At 67.2% G+C, this 14,785-nt stretch carries 15 protein-coding genes; 3 read left to right on the forward strand and 12 right to left on the reverse strand.

Annotated features, from left to right (window positions below; genetic code table 11):
- Positions 1 to 3: 3 nt before the first annotated feature.
- Entirely contained in the window at positions 4 to 669 is a 666-nt protein-coding gene (locus IV501_RS01190; RefSeq protein ID WP_200554589.1) for a response regulator transcription factor, read from the reverse strand.
- Between the two features lie 125 nt (positions 670 to 794).
- Between IV501_RS01190 and IV501_RS01195 the strand changes: the two genes are divergently transcribed.
- Positions 795 to 1,073 carry a GlsB/YeaQ/YmgE family stress response membrane protein gene (locus IV501_RS01195; RefSeq protein WP_200554590.1) on the forward strand — a complete coding sequence of 93 codons (279 nt, stop codon included), beginning with the start codon at positions 795 to 797 and terminating at the stop codon, positions 1,071 to 1,073.
- A 98-nt stretch (positions 1,074 to 1,171) separates the two neighbouring features.
- Here the strand turns inward: IV501_RS01195 and fgd are convergent, their stop codons facing one another.
- The 4 genes from fgd to IV501_RS01215 form a co-directional block, all read right to left on the reverse strand.
- Positions 1,172 to 2,194, reverse strand: coding sequence for a glucose-6-phosphate dehydrogenase (coenzyme-F420) (fgd, locus tag IV501_RS01200; protein ID WP_200554591.1), 1,023 nt, complete (start codon positions 2,192 to 2,194; stop codon positions 1,172 to 1,174).
- 37 nt (positions 2,195 to 2,231) lie between these two features.
- Positions 2,232 to 2,714: a pantetheine-phosphate adenylyltransferase gene (gene coaD / locus IV501_RS01205; protein WP_200554592.1), complete on the reverse strand. Its 483-nt coding sequence runs from the start codon at positions 2,712 to 2,714 to the stop codon at positions 2,232 to 2,234.
- Between the two features lie 63 nt (positions 2,715 to 2,777).
- Positions 2,778 to 4,964 carry an ATP-dependent DNA helicase RecG gene (locus IV501_RS01210; protein ID WP_200554593.1) on the reverse strand — a complete coding sequence of 729 codons (2,187 nt, stop codon included), beginning with the start codon at positions 4,962 to 4,964 and terminating at the stop codon, positions 2,778 to 2,780.
- Between the two features lie 48 nt (positions 4,965 to 5,012).
- Positions 5,013 to 6,140, reverse strand: a complete 1,128-nt coding sequence (locus IV501_RS01215; RefSeq protein ID WP_200554594.1) for a magnesium and cobalt transport protein CorA — start codon at positions 6,138 to 6,140, stop codon at positions 5,013 to 5,015.
- 74 nt (positions 6,141 to 6,214) lie between these two features.
- Between IV501_RS01215 and rsmD the strand changes: the two genes are divergently transcribed.
- A complete protein-coding gene (rsmD, locus tag IV501_RS01220; RefSeq protein ID WP_200554595.1) occupies positions 6,215 to 6,793 on the forward strand; it encodes a 16S rRNA (guanine(966)-N(2))-methyltransferase RsmD in 579 nt (192 codons plus the stop codon).
- Positions 6,794 to 6,892: 99 nt separating this feature from the next.
- On the opposite strand, the gene thiL is transcribed toward rsmD, so the two are convergent.
- A complete protein-coding gene (gene thiL / locus IV501_RS01225; protein WP_200554596.1) occupies positions 6,893 to 7,885 on the reverse strand; it encodes a thiamine-phosphate kinase in 993 nt (330 codons plus the stop codon).
- A gap of 25 nt (positions 7,886 to 7,910) precedes the next feature.
- Between thiL and IV501_RS01230 the strand changes: the two genes are divergently transcribed.
- Positions 7,911 to 8,435, forward strand: coding sequence for a DUF3515 family protein (locus tag IV501_RS01230; protein ID WP_200554597.1), 525 nt, complete (start codon positions 7,911 to 7,913; stop codon positions 8,433 to 8,435).
- 89 nt (positions 8,436 to 8,524) lie between these two features.
- On the opposite strand, the gene IV501_RS01235 is transcribed toward IV501_RS01230, so the two are convergent.
- The 6 genes from IV501_RS01235 to IV501_RS01260 all read right to left on the reverse strand — a co-directional run bounded on the left by IV501_RS01235 (position 8,525) and on the right by IV501_RS01260 (position 14,714).
- Entirely contained in the window at positions 8,525 to 9,571 is a 1,047-nt protein-coding gene (locus IV501_RS01235) for an NAD(P)H-dependent glycerol-3-phosphate dehydrogenase (protein ID WP_200554598.1), read from the reverse strand.
- 8 nt (positions 9,572 to 9,579) lie between these two features.
- Positions 9,580 to 10,350: a lysophospholipid acyltransferase family protein gene (locus IV501_RS01240; protein WP_307812121.1), complete on the reverse strand. Its 771-nt coding sequence runs from the start codon at positions 10,348 to 10,350 to the stop codon at positions 9,580 to 9,582.
- Between the two features lie 7 nt (positions 10,351 to 10,357).
- A complete protein-coding gene (gene murA, locus IV501_RS01245) occupies positions 10,358 to 11,740 on the reverse strand; it encodes a UDP-N-acetylglucosamine 1-carboxyvinyltransferase (protein WP_200554600.1) in 1,383 nt (460 codons plus the stop codon).
- Complete coding sequence (gene leuD, locus IV501_RS01250; RefSeq protein WP_200554601.1) at positions 11,741 to 12,352, reverse strand: 3-isopropylmalate dehydratase small subunit; 612 nt, start codon at positions 12,350 to 12,352, stop codon at positions 11,741 to 11,743.
- Complete coding sequence (gene leuC / locus IV501_RS01255) at positions 12,352 to 13,842, reverse strand: 3-isopropylmalate dehydratase large subunit (protein WP_200554602.1); 1,491 nt, start codon at positions 13,840 to 13,842, stop codon at positions 12,352 to 12,354. The genes leuD and leuC overlap by 1 nt, the downstream gene beginning before the upstream one ends.
- Positions 13,843 to 14,075: 233 nt before the next feature.
- The gene (locus tag IV501_RS01260; protein WP_307812122.1) at positions 14,076 to 14,714 is read right to left on the reverse strand and encodes an FHA domain-containing protein; all 639 of its coding nucleotides are present in this window, start codon (positions 14,712 to 14,714) and stop codon (positions 14,076 to 14,078) included.
- Between the last annotated feature and the right edge of the window lie 71 nt (positions 14,715 to 14,785).

Below are 14,785 nucleotides of genomic sequence, written 5' to 3' on the forward strand. Positions count from 1 at the left end.
GCCTTATGGACCGCCGAGCCAGTGGTCGATGCGATGGTGGTCAGGCGTGAAGCCGTGTGCGACGCCCCAGAGCACCGCTCTCGTCCTGCTGCTCGCACCGATCTTGCGGTAGATGTTGCGGATATACGACTTCACCGTGTTCGGGCTGAGGTAGGTGAGAGATGCGACGTCGGCATTGCTTTTTCCCTGGGTGATGAGGGCGAGTATCTCTGACTCTCGATCACTCAGGCCCTCGCTCTTGCCGGGCCAGTCGAGCGCTCGGGTGCTCGTGCCGGCGCGGGGCGGTTCGCTTACCACCTGCTCTCCCGCGTGCACGGTCTCGAGCGCCGCGACGAGGTCGCGCGCCGGAAGCGTTTTGGACAGGTACCCGTGCACCCCTTGCTCGAGCGCGCTGTCGACGAGCGCCGGGTGGAAGTTCCATGTGTACACGACCACTCTGGCCGCCCGCGGATTCGCCACCAGCTTCGCCAGCTCGCTCTGATCCGATTCTGGTTGAGCGAACGAGTCGTACATGACGATGTCAATCTCGTCAGATAGTTCGGCGTTTGCGTCGATCTCGCAGACGACAATGCGGTCGCGATACTGATCGAACATGTGGGCTAGTCCGGTCAGCACAACGTCATAGCCGTCGACCAGCGCCACGCGCACGGGTGGACGGGGTCTCGCCATAGGGGTGAGATTACACCCCCAAGGGGGTAACGCTAGACCTACGTCAGGGGTTTAGTGGTTACTTGCGAGGCTGTCCTCGCAAGCCAAGAGTGCGCGACAATCGCGCCACCCGAAAGGAATTACCAATGCTCGGTCTCATCATCAGCATCATCGTCATCGGTCTCATCGCTGGCGCCGTCGCTCGACTCCTCGTGCCCGGCAAGCAGAACCTCTCCATCGGCATGACGATCGTGCTCGGCATCGTCGGATCGTTCGTCGGCGGCTTCCTCGGCTACCTGATCTTCGGCGCCGACCCGTCCGGCGGCTTCTTCCAGCCCGCCGGTATCGTCGGCTCGATCATCGGCGCCATCATCGTGCTGCTGATCTGGATCGCCGTGCGCGGACGCCGCACGGCCCGTCGCTAGCCACCAGTCGCTAGCCACCAGCCACTAGCCACCAGCCGCAGACACAGCAATGCCCGGTCGACCCCATGGTCGACCGGGCATTGTCGTGCAAAGTGGGGCTAGCCGAGCGCACGCAGGCGCGGCGCCAGATCGCGCTCGAACAGGTCGAGGAACCGGCGCTGGTCCTGCCCCGGAGCGTGGAACACGAGGTGGTTCAGCCCGGCGTCGACATACTTCGTGATGTCGGCGACCACGGCATCGGGGTCGTTACCGACGATCCAGCGTGAGGCGACCTGCTCGATGGGGAGGGCATCCGCTGCCTGCTCCATCTCGATGGGGTCGGTGATGTCGTGCTTCTGCTCCTTGCTCAGCGCCAGCGGTGCCCAGAAGCGCGTGTTCTCGAGCGCCGTGTCGTAATCGGTGTCGTAGCTGAGCTTGATCTCGATCATCTTGTCGATGTGGTCGGTGTCGCGACCGACCTTGTCGACGCCCTCCTGCACGGCGGGCAGGAGCTGCTCGGTGTAGAGCTCCATCCCCTTACCGGACGTGCAGATGAAGCCGTCCCCCTCACGCCCGACGTAGCGGGCGACGACCGGCCCGCCGGCCGCGATGTACACCGGGATGGGGACATCCGGTCGGTCGTAGATGGAGGCACCGTGGGTGGAGTAGTACTCGCCGCGGAAGTCGACGCGGTCTTCGGTCCAGAGCTGGCGCATCAGGCGGATCGACTCGCGCAGGCGGGCGAAGCGCTCCTTGAAGTCGGGCCAGTCCTGCGGGCCGGCACCACGAAATCCGGTGGCCACCTCGTTCAGGGCCTCACCGGTGCCGACACCGAGCATGATGCGGCCGGGGTACAGGCAGCCCATGGTGGCGAAGGCCTGGGCGATCACGGCGGGGTTGTAGCGGAAGGTCGGCGTCATCACTGAGGTGCCGATCTGCACCGTGGAGGTGCGCTCCCCCACCGCGGCCATCCAGCTGAGCGAGAACGGCGCATGGCCTCCCTCGTGCCGCCACGGCTGGAAATGGTCGCTCACGGCGACGCTCTCCATTCCGTGCCCTTCCGCGGCGACCGCGATCTCGACCAGCTCGCGCGGGCCGAACTGTTCAGCGGATGCCTTGTAGCCGAGTTTCAGAGGAAGCATGAGTCCATTGTGCTCTCGTCAGGCCCGCAGCGCGGGCTCACGCGCTCTGCAGGAAGTGCGCCACCGCGTGCGGCACATAGGGCGAGACGTCGCCGCCGAGCGCGGCGACCTGGCGCACCAGTGAGCTGGAGACGTGTGCGTGGGCCGGGTCGGGGAGCATGAAGATGGTCTCGACTCCGGCGAGGTTACGGTTCACGATCGCCATCGGGGTCTCGTAGGCCACGTCGACCTGCGAGCGCACGCCCTTCACCAGCACGGTGGCGCCGACATCGGTCGCGTAGTCCACCAGCAGTCCGACACTCCACGAGGTGACGACGATGTTCTCGGGCAGGCGGCCCTCGACGATCGAGCGCTCGATCAGCTCGACGCGCTTGGCGACCGGCAGCAGTGCCGACTTGCTCGGGTTGTGCACCACCAGCACGTGCAGCTCGTCGAAGATGCCGGCCGCACGCTCGATCACATCCAGGTGACCGAGGGTGATCGGATCGAAGGAACCAGGGACGACGGCGATCCTGCTCATGCGGTCAGACTATCGGCCCAGCGTTACCACGCTGTTACCGACGGACGCCAGAATTCCAAACGGTCAGTTCTTCGCCAGGAAGTCGCGGCTGGTCTCGTCGAGCCGCCGCGCCAGCGCATCCCGCAACTCGGTGTGTTTCGCCAGCGACGGATCCGACGACAGGATGCCCGCGGCCAGCTCCCTCGCGTCGGTGATGAGTTCGCCGTCCCGGGCGACCCGCAACAGCCGCAGCGACGATCGGCCGCCGGACTGCGTGCTGCCGAGCACGTCGCCCTCGCGCCGCAGCTCCAGGTCTTTCTGCGCGAGCTCGAACCCGTCAAGGGTGGATGCGACGGCCTCGACCCGTTCGCGGGCGAGAGTTCCTTCCTCCGCGCGGGTGACCATGAGACAGAGTCCCGGCACCCCGCCCCGGCCCACGCGGCCACGCAGCTGGTGCAGCTGAGAGACCCCGAAGCGGTCGGCGTCGAGCACGACCATCGTGGACGCATTGGGCACGTCGACCCCGACCTCGATCACCGTGGTGGCGACCAGCACGTCGATCTCGCCGGCGGCGTATGCACGCATCGCCGCGTCTTTCTCCTCGCTCGGCATGCGGCCGGTCAGCGGCTCGATGCGGCGACCGGCGAGAAGTGGATGCGCGCGCAGCAGGGCCAGCGTGTCGGTGACGTTGGCAATCACGGTCGCTGAGCCTGTCGAAGCGTCGCCGTCCGGCCCTTCGACAAGCTCAGGGTCCGAAGTGTCGGCCGGGTCGATTGCCGGGCAGACGACGAACACCTGGTGCCCTTTGGCGAGTTCCTCGGCGGAGCGCTCCCAGACGCGGTTCACCCAGCTCGGCTTCTCGGCGAGGGGCACGACGAAACTCTGGATCGGCGAGCGCCCCCCGGGCAGCTCTGCGATCGTCGACACGTCGAGGTCGCCGAAGACGGTCATGGCGACCGTACGCGGGATCGGCGTTGCGGTGAGCACCAGCACGTGCGGTGGAGTCGCCCCTTTGCGGCGGAGCGCCTCGCGCTGCTCCACACCGAAGCGGTGCTGCTCGTCGACGACCACCAGCCCCAAATCGTAGAAGCCCACCGTGTCGCTCATCAGTGCGTGCGTTCCGACGACGATCTGCGCCTGACCGGTGACCGCCGCGAGCAGCGCTTTCTTGCGGTCGGCCGTCGCGAGCTGACCCGTGATCAGCGTGGGGCGCAACTGCGCTGCGAGGTCGGGACCGAGCGTCTTCACGATCGAGCGCAGGTGCTGCCCGGCGAGCACCTCGGTGGGCGCAAGCAACGCGGACTGCCCGCCGGAGTCGGCCACCGCGAGCATCGCCCGCAGCGCGACGAGTGTCTTGCCGGAGCCGACCTCGCCCTGCACGAGCCGGTTCATCGGGGAGGTCGAGCCGAGGTCATCCGCGATCTCCTCGCCGACCCTGATCTGGTCGCCGGTGCGGGTGAACGGCAGCCGCGCGTCGAAGCGTTCGAGAAAGCCGCCGGGCTTTGGAACACGGGAGACGGATGTCTGCTGCCGCAGAATCGCGCGCTGCTCGAGCAACGCGGCCTGCAACACGAACGCCTCTTGGAAGCGCAGCGACTTCTGCGCCGCGCGCCAGTCGATCTCCTTCTGCGGGCGGTGGATCAGTTCGAGCGCGCGCGAGTACGACATCAGTTTGCGCGCGGTGCGCACCTCGAACGGCACCGGGTCGGGCAGCGGCGGCAGGCCATCGAGCACCACGCCGACGGCGGCGGCGATCTGCCAGGACGCGATGGTGCCGGTCGCGGCATAGATCGGGATGGGGAGCTCTGCCCACTGCCGGGCCCGCTCATCCGCCGCGCTCGTGTCGCCGTCATCCGTGTCGGCCGGGAACAGCTCGTAGTCGGGGTGGGCGAGCTGCGGGGTGCCGCGGTACTCGTTGACCTTGCCGGCGAAGATGCCGCGCGAACCGACGCGCAGCTCGTTCTTGCGCCAGGCCTGGTTGAAGAAGGTGAGCGTGAGCACATCTGTGCCGTCACTGATCGTCACCTCGAGGATGGAGCCTCGCTTGGCCTGCATGGTGCGCTCCCGCACGTCGACGACCTCGGCCACGATCGTGACGCTCTCGTCGATGGAGAGTTGGGCGAGGGCCGTCAGCTCACCGCGCAGTGCATAACGACGCGGATAGTGGCTGAGCAGGTCGCCGACGGTGGCCAGCCCGAGGCCCTTCTGCAGCGCGGTCGCGGTGCGGGGACCGACGGAGACGCTGAGCTTGGCGTCGAGCGGGGAGTCCACCCCTTGAGGCTACCTGCGACGACCGACACGCCCGTCATGAGTCGGCAGCTATAGCCACTTCTTGCCCTTGAAGATCGAGTAGAGGGTCACGGCGACGACGAGCATCAGCCCGATCGCGACCGGGTAGCCGAATTCCCACATCAGCTCGGGCATTATTCGAAAGTTCATGCCGTAGATGCCGGAGATGATCGAGGGGGCGAAGAGGATGGCTGCCCAGGCCGAGATCTTGCGGGCCTCCACCGCCTGCCGGTTGCTCGCCTCGGTGACCCGCTGCATGTCCTCGTTCTGACGTTGACCGACCAGTGTGCCGTTGACGGTCAGAATGTCGCGCAGCAGGATGCGGAACTCCTCCACCCGATCGGTGATGCTCGCCACGTGGTCGGCGACGTCGCGCAGATACTGCTGAAGCTCGACCTCGATCTTGTACTTCTCGAACCCTTTGGTCAGGGTGGTCAGGATGTCGACCAGGGGACGCGCGGCGCGCTCGAAGTCGATCACCTCACGCGACAGCTCGTAGATGCGCCGCGAGACCTGCGGGTCACCGTCGAACACCTGCGTCTCGATCTCATCGATGTCGTTGGCCAGACCGGCGACCACCGGTGCATAGCCGTCGACCACGGCGTCCAGGATCGCGTAGAGCACCGCCTCGGTGCCGCGCGCGAGCAGCTCCGGTGTCTGCTCCAGCCGTCGGCGCACGATGCTGAGGTCGGGTGACTCGCTGTGGCGCACGGTGATGACGAAGTTCGGGCCGATGAAGACGTGGAGTTCGCCGAACTCCACCTCTTCCTCCACCTCCACGTAGCGGGCGGCGCGCAGCACCACGAACAGGGTGTCGCCGTAGCGCTCGATCTTTGGACGCTGATGCGCGACGATCGCGTCCTCCACGGCGAGCTCGTGCAGCCCGAACTCGCGGGCGAGCGAGCTGATCTCCTCCGGCGTCGGGCGGTACAGGCCGATCCAGGCCATGGCATCCGGTGCGGCGTCGAGGGCGGCGTAGGTGTCTGACAGGTTCTTGGGGCTGGCGATGCGCTTGCCGTCGCGGTACACGGCGTCGGCGATGAGGCTCGAGCGATGCTCCGAGCGCTCGGGCTCGAGCTGGAGTTGCGCTGTCTCGAGGGCGGGCCGCTTCAGCCGCGGGGTGAGCGCGCGAAAGGGCTTGCGGAAGTCTGGTGCCATGCCGCCACGGTAGACCCGCGGGGTGAACATCCGTCGCTCCCACACGCAATCCTGATGCCGCTACCGTGGAGACGATGACACGCATAATCTCCGGGTTCGCCGGCTCGATCACTCTGGGCACTCCGGGCAACGGCACCCGCCCGACCAGCGACCGGGTGCGCGAGGCGATCTTCTCCGCTCTCGACGCCCGCGGAGTGCTCGATGGAGCCCGCGTGCTCGACCTGTACGCCGGGTCAGGTGCGCTCGGTCTGGAGGCCGCCAGCCGCGGTGCTTCGCGGGTGCTGCTCGTCGAGCGCAGCCTTCCCGCCACCCAGACCAGCCGCAAGAACGCCGCACTGGTGCTGCGGCAGGCACCGAAAGGGTCGACCCTCACGATCGACGTGAGCAGCCAGCCGGTGCAGTCGTTCCTGTCGTCGAATCTGGCGGAGTGGGATGTCGTCATGCTCGACCCGCCGTACGACCTGGGCGAGATCGAGCTCATGCACAATCTCGCGGTGCTGGTGCCGCGCCTCGCTCCGGATGCCGTGGTGCTGGTGGAGCGCAGCTCCCGATCCCCCGAACCGGCCTGGCCCGAGGGGCTCGAGCTCGACCGTCGCAAAGACTACGGCGACACGACGCTGTGGTGGGCGTCGCCCACACCGCCGGTTGAGTAGGCCGCGACGAAGGAGCAGCCGTATCGAAACCCATCACGCGGCGGGCCTCGATACGCGTCCTCGCGCGGGCGCTCAGGCGCTACTCGAACGGCGGAGGGGTCAACCGGCGGCGCTATCCCACTCGCGATACGGATCCCAGCCGCCGGACTTCTCCAGCGGAACACCGGCGACCAGTACACCGCTTCCGGCGATCGCTCGCCCGATAACGCGGAACTCCGCCGGAATTTCCGCGCCCGGGGGAAATGCCGCGAGCAGGGAGTGATCCTCCCCGCCGAACAGAGCCTCCGCCGTCGGCAACGGGTCGAGGTCGATCGCCAGGCCGCTGGCGCTCGCCATGCGCCCGGCATCCAGGGCGAGGCCGTCAGACAGGTCGAGCATGGCGGTCGCTCCGGCGATGGCCGCGATCGGTCCTGCGGCGATCGGCGGCTGCGGAGCGAGTTGAGCGGCGGTGCTCGCACGAAGGGATTCGGCGAGCCGGGCATCCGGAATCCCGTCGGCGTCGACGGCCCCCTCGAACAGCAGGCGGAGGGCAGCGGCCGACTCCCCCAGCACGCCGGCGACGGCGATCACGTCACCGACCCGAGCTCCCGAGCGGAGCACCGGGGTGCGGCCCTCGAGGTCGCCGAACGCGGTCACGGCGATGGTCAACGTCGGCGAGACCGACAGGTCGCCGCCGACGACACCGCAGCCGGGAGCGAGATCCGCACATCCGTCGCGCAGACCGTCGGCGATGCCCTCCAGCAGCGCAACCGGGGAGTCGGCGGGGGCAGCAATGGCCACGACCAGGGCGGTGGGCACGGCGCCCATAGCAGCGACATCCGCGAGGTTGGAGGCGGCTGCCTTCCAGCCGAGATCGTGGGGCGTAGACCAGGCCAGCCGAAAGTCGGGTCCGTGGATCATCATGTCGGTGGTGACGACGTAGCGGCCGTCGGGGGCAGCGACCACTGCGGCGTCATCGCCGGGGCCGAGCAGCTGCGCGGAGGCGGCCGGGAGCCGCGGAAAGATGCGGGCGAGCACAGCACTCTCGCCGACATCACCCAGGGTGTCGTCACCTTCTGGAGATCCGGCAGGCGCACTCTGGGGCTTCGTCACAGTCGACAACGGTAGCCTGAATACGATGAGATCCGCCGCCCGCACCCGACTGCTGCCGTCACTGCTACTCGCTCCCCTGTTGCTGCTGACACTGGCCGCCTGCACCCCCACCGTCGCGCTCGAACCGGCGGCGGATGCCACCAACCCGAAGTGTGCGGACGTGATCGTGCACCTCCCCACTGCCGTCGCCACCTACCCCATCCGCCAGACGGACGCCCAGGCAACCAGCGCCTGGGGCAACCCGGCCTCGGTGCTGCTGCGCTGTGGTGTGGCGCAGACCGGCCCGACCGCCGACCTCTGCTATTCGGTGAAGGGTATCGACTGGGTCGAGGATTCGAGCCGTAAGCCCACCTATGTGTACACGACGTTCGGCCGCAAGCCCGCCGTGCAGGTGGTGATCGACTCGAAGCTGACGGATGGCCAGGGCACGATCATCCTCGACGCGCTGGCCGACGCGGTCGGCTACATCAAGCAGGACGAGCACGTTTGCACGACGGTGATCGATCCATACAAAAACGCCCCCAGCCCGACGCCGACTCCCTCGCCGTAACGCTGGTCGAGTAGCAATCGCGCGACCACCGCGGGCGGGTTTCGATACTCGTCCTCGTCCCTCGGGAGCTACTCAACCGACGAAAGCACCTACTCGACCAGCGGGAGGACCTTGCCGGAGTCGGTGTCGGTGGTGAGGTGTGGCGCGATGTCCCGTGGGTCCATGGTGCCGGCGAGCACCTCGGCGACCTGCGACACGATCGGCATGTCGACACCCTTCGCCTGGGCGAGCTCCAGAACGGGAGCGACCGACGACAGACCCTCGGCAGTCTGGTTCATCTGCTTGACGACATCGGTGAAGCTGTAGCCCTGGCCGAGCAGTCGGCCGGCCGTGTTGTTGCGCGAAAGCGACGACTCGCAGGTCGCGATGAGGTCACCGAGCCCCGCGAGGCCCGACAGCGTCTGCGGCAGTCCGCCGTACGCGACCGCGAAATCCGTCATCTCCACCAGCCCGCGCGTGATGATCGAGGCCTTCGTGTTCTCGCCGTACCCCACCCCGTCCACGATGCCGATGGCCACGGCGATGAGGTTCTTGAGCACTCCGCCGAACTCGGTGCCGATGACATCCGTGTTCACGAACGAGCGAAAGTACGGGTTGGTCGCAATGGTCGCGACCGTGGTGGCCGTCTCCAGCGAGCTCGACGCGACGACCGCCGCGGTCGGCTGCTCCTTCGCGATCTCGAGCGCCAGGTTGGGGCCGGATGCGACGGCCACGAGGTCGGGATGGATCTCCAGCTCCTGACCGATCACCTCGCTCATCCGAAAACGGGTGTCCTTCTCGACGCCCTTCATCAGGCTGACCACGATGGCACCCTGCGGGATGAGCGTGCGCACGGCTCTGAGGTTCTCGCGCAGGCTCTGGCTCGGCACCGACAGGAACACGATCTCGGCCCCGTCGAGCACGTCGGTCAAACGCGAGCTCGACCACAGGTTGCGCGGCAGGTTGATGCCGGGCAGGTAGTCGCTGTTGCGCTTCGATTCGGAGATCTCGCGGGCGAGCTCGGCGCGACGTGCCCAGATGGCGACATCCGCTCCACCGTCGGCGAGGACTTTGGCGAATGTCGTGCCCCAGCTGCCGGCGCCCAGCACCGCGACCCGGCGCGCCCCCGGCTGGGGAATGCGGATCGGCATGGTCATCGTGTTGCTCAAAATCGCCCGATCTCGCTCTGGTTGTGTTCGGCGGGGTCCCACAGTTTCGCGGGCGGCGTCTCGCCACGCAGCTCACCGAGAAGTGCCGCGATGTCGTGCATCAGCAGCGTCGTCGCCTCCGTGAGCATCGTCGAATCGAAGGGTCGTCCGCGAAAGGCAGACAGGTCGACCGGGTCACCGAACTTGACCGTGACGGTGTGCCGGGGAAACGGGTGGAAGCCTTTGCCGTAGCGCGGCATGATCTGCTGGTCGCCCCAGTGCGCGACCGGAATGAGGGGGATGTCGGCCTCGAGAGCGATTCGGACTGCACCGAGCTTGCCCCGCATCGGCCACAGGTCGGGGTCGCGGGTCAGCGAACCCTCCGGGTAGACGATTACGGCGAGGCCCTCCTCGGCGATCTTGCGGCCGGCGGCGAGCGGATCGGAGGTGCGGTCGGTGCCGGTGCGCTCGACCGGCACCTGGCCGGACTTGCGCAGCATCCAACCCACGAACGGGATGCGGAAGAGCGAAGCCTTGGCCAGGAAGCGCGGGGCACGGCCCAGCTTCCAGACCACCCGACCGATGACCACCGGGTCGATCTCGGTGAAGTGGTTCGGCGCCAGCACGAACGCCCCGGTGTTGGGCATCTTGTCGCCGTCGACGATCACGAACCTGGTGAAGACCTCGAACACCGGGATGACCGCGCCCGCGATGAACCGGAAGACCGCCGTCTTCTCAGAACGGGTCTTCCCTGGACTGGTCTTCTGTGGCTTCGGAGCTGTGCCCACCGCGCGATCAGCCTTCGAAGACGAAGTCCGCGCCGAGAACGGCGAGCTTGTCGACGAAGTGCTCATAGCCCCGGCTGATGATGCCGACGTTGCTGATGGTCGACTGCCCCTCGGCGGTGAGCGCCGCGATGAGGTAGCTGAAGCCGCCGCGCAGGTCGGGAACGCGAACATCCGCCCCCGTGAGTTTGGTCGGGCCGGTGATGACCGCCGCCTGCTCGAAGTCGCGACGGGCGACCCTCCGCGGGTGGTCGGGAAGACCCTGCTTGTGCACGACGATGTTCGCGCCCATCTCGTTGAGCGCCTCGGTGAAGCCGAAGCGGTCTTCGTAGACGGTCTCGTGCACGATCGAGATGCCCGGCGCCTGGGTGAGGGCCACGATCAGCGGCTGCTGCCAGTCCGTCATAAAGCCGGGGTGGACATCCGTCTCGATGGTGACCGGCTTGAGCTCGCCGCCCGGGTGGTAGAAGCGGATGCCGTCCTCTTCCACATCGAAGGCGCCGCCGACCTTGCGGAAGACGTTGAGGAAGGTCATCAGCTCGGACTGCTGCGCGCCCTCCACGAAGATGTCGCCGTGGGTGGCGAGTGCCGCCGCCGCCCAGCTGGCGACCTCGTTGCGATCGAACAGCGCGCGGTGCTTGTAGCCCTCGAGGCGATCGACACCCTCGATCAGGATGACGCGGTTCGGCTCGACCGAGATGATCGCGCCCATCTTCTGCAGGATGGCGATGAGATCCATGATCTCGGGCTCGATGGCCGCGTTCGTCAGCTCCGTGGTGCCCTTGGCGCGAACGGCCGAGAGCAGAACCTGCTCCGTGGCGCCGACGCTCGGGTACGGGAGGTGGATGTTCGCGCCGTGCAGTCCGTCGGGGGCGGTGATGTAGATGCCCTCGTAGCTCTTGTCGACGATGGCACCCATCGCGCGGAGCGCGTCGAGGTGGAAGTCGATCGGACGGTCGCCGATGCGGCAGCCGCCGAGGTCGGGGATGCGTGCCTCGCCGAGCCGGTTGAGCAGCGGACCGCAGAACAGGATGGGGATACGGCTCGAGCCGGCGTGCGCATCGATTTCGGCGAAGTGCGCCTTCTCGACGTTGCTGGTGTCGAAACGCAGTTCACCGGGGGCCGGGCTCGAGACCTTGACGCCGTAGACCTCGAGAAGCCCGCGAACGACCTGAACGTCGCTGATGTCGGGAACGTCGCGCAGAATGCTCGGGGTTTCTCCTAGCAGCGCCGCAACCATCGCCTTGGTGGCGAGGTTCTTCGCCCCGCGGACCGAGATCCGGCCCTTCAGCGGGTTGCCACCGGTGATCGTAATCTTGTCAGACTTCAATCCCACGCGAGCGCCCGCCTTCAGTGCGTCCCTGGCCTGTGCATCGGTCGCGATGGAGTTCATTCAGTTACCTGCAGTCTGTCGTTCGGGAATCGTTCGCGGACGCCAGCTTTCGCGGCGAGCCTCGAACTCGGTGATGTGCGCTTCGTCGCGCAAGGTGAGGCCGATGTCATCGAGGCCTTCGAGGAGCCGCCATCTAGTGTATTCATCGATCTCGAACGAGGCTGTGTGATCCCCGATGGTGACCGTCTTGCCGACGAGATCGACCGTTGCTTCGATGCCGGGATTCGCCCGGATCGCCGCCCAGGCCGCCTCGAGGGTCTCTTCACTGATCTGCCCGGTGAGCAGACCCTGCTTGCCCGAGTTTCCCCGGAAGATGTCGCCGAAGCGGGGACTCAGCACCACGTCGAAGCCGTAGTCGCGCAGAGCCCAGACGGCGTGCTCGCGGCTGGACCCTGTGCCGAAGTCGGGCCCGGCGAACAAAACGCGAGCGCCGGCGAAGGCTGGCTGGTTGAGCACGAAGTCGGGATCCTGACGCCAGGCGTAGAACAGGGCGTCTTCGAAGCCCGTCTTGGTGACCCGCTTGAGGAAGACCGCGGGGATGATCTGATCGGTGTCGACGTTTGCCCGCTCGAGCGGTACGGCGACGCCGGTGACGACGGATACCTTTTCCATTACGCGACCACCCCGTTCCGTACTGGCTGCTGAGCCGCTTGGTCCTGGTCTGAACCTACGCCTGCATTGGCCAGATCCCACGGACTGGACAGCGTGCCGCGAATTGCGGTCGCCGCGGCGACGAGCGGGGAGACGAGGTGCGTGCGACCGCCCTTGCCCTGCCGCCCCTCGAAGTTGCGGTTCGAGGTGGAGGCGCAGCGCTCTCCCGGCGCGAGTTGATCCGGGTTCATGCCGAGACACATCGAGCAGCCCGCGAAGCGCCATTCCGCGCCGAACTCCTCGACGATCTTGTCGATGCCCTCGGCTTCAGCCTCGAGGCGCACCCGGGCCGAGCCCGGTACGACCATCACGCGCACGCCATCCGCTTTCTTCTGCCCCTTGATGATCGACGCGAACGCGCGCAGGTCTTCGATGCGGCTGTTGGTGCACGAGCCCATGAACACGGCGTCGACGCGAACGTCTTTGAGCGGCGTACCGGGCGCGAGGTCCATGTACTCCAGCGCACGTTCGGCCGAGGCACGGGCATTCGGGTCCACGATGTCGGCCGGGTTCGGGATGCTCTCGCTCAACGAACTTCCCTGCCCGGGGTTGGTGCCCCAGGTGACGAACGGCTCCAGGGTGTTCGCGTCGAGGTAGACCTCGGCGTCGAAGACCGCGTCGTCGTCGGTCGCCAGCGTGTTCCAGTAGGCGACCGCGGTATCCCAGTCCTCCCCCTCGGGCGCGTGGGCGCGACCCCTCAGGTAGTCGTAGGTGGTCTGGTCGGGCGCGACCATGCCGGCGCGCGCGCCTGCCTCGATCGACATATTGCAGATCGTCATGCGGCCCTCCATGGAGAGCGCGCGGATGGCGCTCCCACGGAACTCGAGAACGTAGCCCTGGCCGCCGCCCGTTCCGATCTGCGCAATGACGGCGAGGATGATGTCTTTGGCCGACACCCCCGGCCGCAGTTCACCCTCGACCGTGATGGCCATGGTCTTGAACGGCGTGAGCGGGAGGGTTTGCGTAGCGAGTACGTGCTCGACCTCACTGGTGCCGATGCCGAACGCCATGGCACCGAAGGCACCGTGCGTGGAGGTGTGCGAGTCACCGCAGACGACCGTGATGCCCGGCATGGTCAGGCCGAGCTGCGGGCCGACGACGTGGACGATTCCCTGCTCGATGTCGCCCAGCGGGTGGAGCCGAACCCCGAACTCCTCGCAGTTGCGGCGCAGCGTCTCGATCTGCGTACGGCTGGTGAGGTCGGCGATCGGCTTGTCGATCGCGAGCGTCGGGGTGTTGTGGTCTTCGGTGGCGATGGTCAGATCGAGGCGGCGCACCGGGCGGCCGGCCTGACGGAGGCCATCGAATGCCTGCGGGCTGGTGACCTCGTGCACGAGGTGCAGGTCGATGTAGATGAGGTCGGGGTTGCCGTCTTCGCCCTTGACGACGAGGTGGTCGTCCCACACCTTCTCGGCGAGGGTGCGCGGGCGCGTGATGATTTCGCTATTCATGGTGCTGTCTCCTACAGAAAACGGTGGTCAGCCAACGAAGAACCCCGCGACGAGGGAGGCCTGGAAACTAGGACTCGTCGCGGCCGGGAAGGAGAAGCAGACCGGAAAACACATTTTCAGGCTAACACCGTTTGCGGTGGGGCCGTCTTTAGCGTCGCTCCCGGCCCACCGTGCTGGCCCGCCGTGCTGGCTCAGGCGTGCTGGCTCAGGCGTGCTGGCTCAGGCGTGCTGACTCAGGCGCGCTCGACCCGCACGACGTACTCGCCGAGCTCGAGCTCGGCACCGGCTGCGACCGCGGCCCGACGGCCGGGCTCGACATCGACCACGGAGGCATCCGGTTGCACGATGTAGACGCCATTGGTCGAATCGAGGTCGTGCACATAGAGCACGTCGTCGTCGACCTCGAGTAGGGCGTGGGTCTTGGAGAGCGATTTCGCCGGGTCGTCCACGGCCACAAGCTCGGCATCGGGTCTGTCAGCGGTCCGTACCGGGTTTCGACCGATGTAGAGCGCGCCGGCAAGCGGAACGACCTGTCCGCCGCGCGGAAGGATGATGCGCCAGCCCGGTGTCGCGGGTGCGGTGATGCGCGTCTCCTCGTCGACCGCGGGCTGAACGGGCACGCCGGCAACCACGGGGAAGAACACGATCTCCGCCGAGCTGCGGGTCTGCTCCTGCTGGCGCTCGGCCCGCGGGGTAGGCAGCCGAAAGGTGCCGGAGTCGACGATGCCGGGCGGCAGAGTGATGAAGTTCTCGGGGTCGGGCGCCAACGTCTCATCGGGCGCCGGCGTCTCGCCGGCGGCGTGAACTGCCGCGGGTTTCGGCACGGATGCCGGCGGTCTCGAGATCAGGAACGGGTTGTCGTCGCTCGCCACCGAATCCCCCTCGTTGCACGCCGGATACGCAGCTAACCTAACGCACGCTCCAGTGCCAGCCAGAGTCGGGC

The organism is Lacisediminihabitans changchengi (assembly GCF_016634425.1).
In the GTDB taxonomy this organism is placed as follows: Bacteria; Actinomycetota; Actinomycetes; order Actinomycetales; family Microbacteriaceae; genus Lacisediminihabitans; species Lacisediminihabitans changchengi.

Excerpts from the sequence above, each read along its gene's own strand:
- IV501_RS01190 (WP_200554589.1), bottom strand. The coding sequence starts at position 669 with ATGGCGAGACCCCGTCCACCCGTGCGCGTGGCGCTGGTCGACGGCTAT.
- IV501_RS01195 (WP_200554590.1), top strand. The coding sequence starts at position 795 with ATGCTCGGTCTCATCATCAGCATCATCGTCATCGGTCTCATCGCTGGC.
- fgd (WP_200554591.1), bottom strand. The coding sequence starts at position 2,194 with ATGCTTCCTCTGAAACTCGGCTACAAGGCATCCGCTGAACAGTTCGGC.
- coaD (WP_200554592.1), bottom strand. The coding sequence starts at position 2,714 with ATGAGCAGGATCGCCGTCGTCCCTGGTTCCTTCGATCCGATCACCCTC.
- IV501_RS01215 (WP_200554594.1), bottom strand. The coding sequence starts at position 6,140 with ATGGCACCAGACTTCCGCAAGCCCTTTCGCGCGCTCACCCCGCGGCTG.
- rsmD (WP_200554595.1), top strand. The coding sequence starts at position 6,215 with ATGACACGCATAATCTCCGGGTTCGCCGGCTCGATCACTCTGGGCACT.
- IV501_RS01230 (WP_200554597.1), top strand. The coding sequence starts at position 7,911 with ATGAGATCCGCCGCCCGCACCCGACTGCTGCCGTCACTGCTACTCGCT.
- IV501_RS01235 (WP_200554598.1), bottom strand. The coding sequence starts at position 9,571 with ATGACCATGCCGATCCGCATTCCCCAGCCGGGGGCGCGCCGGGTCGCG.
- murA (WP_200554600.1), bottom strand. The coding sequence starts at position 11,740 with ATGAACTCCATCGCGACCGATGCACAGGCCAGGGACGCACTGAAGGCG.
- leuD (WP_200554601.1), bottom strand. The coding sequence starts at position 12,352 with ATGGAAAAGGTATCCGTCGTCACCGGCGTCGCCGTACCGCTCGAGCGG.
- leuC (WP_200554602.1), bottom strand. The coding sequence starts at position 13,842 with ATGAATAGCGAAATCATCACGCGCCCGCGCACCCTCGCCGAGAAGGTG.